Below are 2,500 nucleotides of genomic sequence, written 5' to 3'. Positions count from 1 at the left end.
GGTCAGCGACTTACTTTCTGTGGCGAGCTTAACCGTATAGGGAAGGCGAAGGGAAACCGAGTCTGAATAGGGCGCATAGTCGCAGGGAGTAGACCCGAAACCGGGTGATCTAGCCATGCCCAGGGTGAAGGTGCGGTAACACGCACTGGAGGCCCGAACCCACTCCTGTTGCAAAAGTAGGGGATGAGGTGTGGCTAGGAGTGAAAAGCTAATCGAACCCGGAGATAGCTGGTTCTCCTCGAAAGCTATTTAGGTAGCGCCTCGTGCGAACACTCCTGGGGGTAGAGCACTGTTATGGCTAGGGGGTCACTGCGACTTACCAAACCATGGCAAACTCCGAATACCAGGACGTGCTACACGGGAGACACACGGCGGGTGCTAACGTCCGTCGTGAAAAGGGAAACAACCCAGACCCACAGCTAAGGTCCCAAAATCATCGCTAAGTGGAAAACGATGTGGAAAGGCATAGACAGCCAGGAGGTTGGCTTAGAAGCAGCCACCCTTTAAAGAAAGCGTAATAGCTCACTGGTCGAGTCGGTCTGCGCGGAAGATTTAACGGGGCTAAGCGATGTACCGAAGCTTGGGGTGCACACTTCGTGTGCGCGGTAGAGGAGCGTTCCGTACGCCTGCGAAGGTGGCCTGAGAAGGCTGCTGGAGGTATCGGAAGTGCGAATGCTGACATGAGTAACGATAATGCGGGTGAAAAGCCCGCACGCCGAAAGCCCAAGGTTTCCTAGCGCAACGTTCATCGGCGCAGGGTGAGTCGGCCCCTAAGGCGAGACCGAAAGGTGTAGTCGATGGGAAGCTGGTTAATATTCCAGCACCTCGCGTGAGTGCGATGGGGGGACGGAGAAGGGTACGTGTACCGGGCGTTGGTCGTCCCGGGGAAAGTGCAAAGGCTGGGGCGGTAGGCAAATCCGCTGTCCCAAGGCTGAAGCACGAGACCAGTCCTATTGGACGAAGTCACCGATCCCACGCTTCCAGGAAAAGCCTCTAAGCTTCAGCTCACGGGAGACCGTACCGTAAACCGACACAGGTGGGTAGGATGAGAATTCTCAGGCGCTTGAGAGAACTTGGGTGAAGGAACTAGGCAAAATAGTACCGTAACTTCGGGAGAAGGTACGCCCATCGCAAGATGGGCCGCAGTGACCAGGCCGCTGCGACTGTTTATCAAAAACACAGCACTCTGCAAACACGAAAGTGGACGTATAGGGTGTGACGCCTGCCCGGTGCTGGAAGGTTAAGTGATGGGGTCAGGGAAACCGAAGCTCTTGATCGAAGCCCCAGTAAACGGCGGCCGTAACTATAACGGTCCTAAGGTAGCGAAATTCCTTGTCGGGTAAGTTCCGACCTGCACGAATGGCGTAACGACAGCGGCGCTGTCTCCACCCAAGGCTCAGTGAAATTGAAATCGCTGTGAAGATGCAGCGTTCCCGCGGCAAGACGGAAAGACCCCGTGAACCTTTACTATAGCTTTACATTGAACGTTGAGTTCGTCTGTGTAGGATAGGTGGGAGGCTGTGAAACCGAGGCGCCAGCTTCGGCGGAGCCATCCTTGAAATACCACCCTGATGTGCTTGACGTTCTAACCTGGGCCCGTGATCCGGGTCGGGGACCATGTATGGTGGGTAGTTTGACTGGGGCGGTCTCCTCCCAAAGAGTAACGGAGGAGCACGAAGGTACGCTCAGCGCGGTCGGACATCGCGCATTGTGTGCAAAGGCAGAAGCGTGCTTGACTGCAAGATCGACGGATCAAGCAGGTGCGAAAGCAGGTCTTAGTGATCCGGTGGTTCTGTATGGAAGGGCCATCGCTCAACGGATAAAAGGTACTCCGGGGATAACAGGCTGATACCGCCCAAGAGTTCATATCGACGGCGGTGTTTGGCACCTCGATGTCGGCTCATCACATCCTGGGGCTGTAGTCGGTCCCAAGGGTATGGCTGTTCGCCATTTAAAGTGGTACGCGAGCTGGGTTCAGAACGTCGTGAGACAGTTCGGTCCCTATCTGTCGTGGGCGTTGGAGATTTGAGAGGGGCTGCTCCTAGTACGAGAGGACCGGAGTGGACGAACCTCTGGTGTTCCGGTTGTCACGCCAGTGGCACTGCCGGGTAGCTATGTTCGGAAGCGATAACCGCTGAAAGCATCTAAGCGGGAAGCGCGCCTCAAGATGAGATCTCCCGGGACACAAGTCCCCTGAAGGAACCATGAAGACTACGTGGTTGATAGGTCGGGTGTGTAAGCGCAGCAATGCGTTGAGCTTACCGATACTAATGATCCGTGCGGCTTGACCATATAACCTCGAGACGCCTTGACATCGCGACGCGCGATTCAGGACAAACCAACTGTTACGTCACAAGTCCCCCATGAGAGCGTGCGCGCTGGAGGCCACAGGGCCAACAGCGACCCTCCACCCTCTCCCTGGTGAACATAGCTGCGTGGAACCACCCGATCCCATCCCGAACTCGGAAGTGAAACGCGCACGCGCCGATGGTAGTGTGCA

The 2,500-nt window shown here is 56.1% G+C and carries 2 rRNA genes (1 of these 2 cut by a window edge); both read left to right on the top strand.

Features of this window, described 5'->3' with window-relative positions:
- Window positions 1-2,292: ribosomal RNA gene (locus G408_RS0108305) — 23S ribosomal RNA — on the top strand; it begins 557 nt to the left of the window's first position.
- Window positions 2,293-2,417: 125 nt separating this feature from the next.
- Window positions 2,418-2,500 (top strand): 5S ribosomal RNA (gene rrf, locus G408_RS0108300); the annotation flags it as partial.

This window comes from Silanimonas lenta DSM 16282, assembly GCF_000429065.1.
GTDB lineage: Bacteria > Pseudomonadota > Gammaproteobacteria > Xanthomonadales > Xanthomonadaceae > Silanimonas > Silanimonas lenta.
This window is presented reverse-complemented; position numbering and strand designations above follow the sequence as displayed.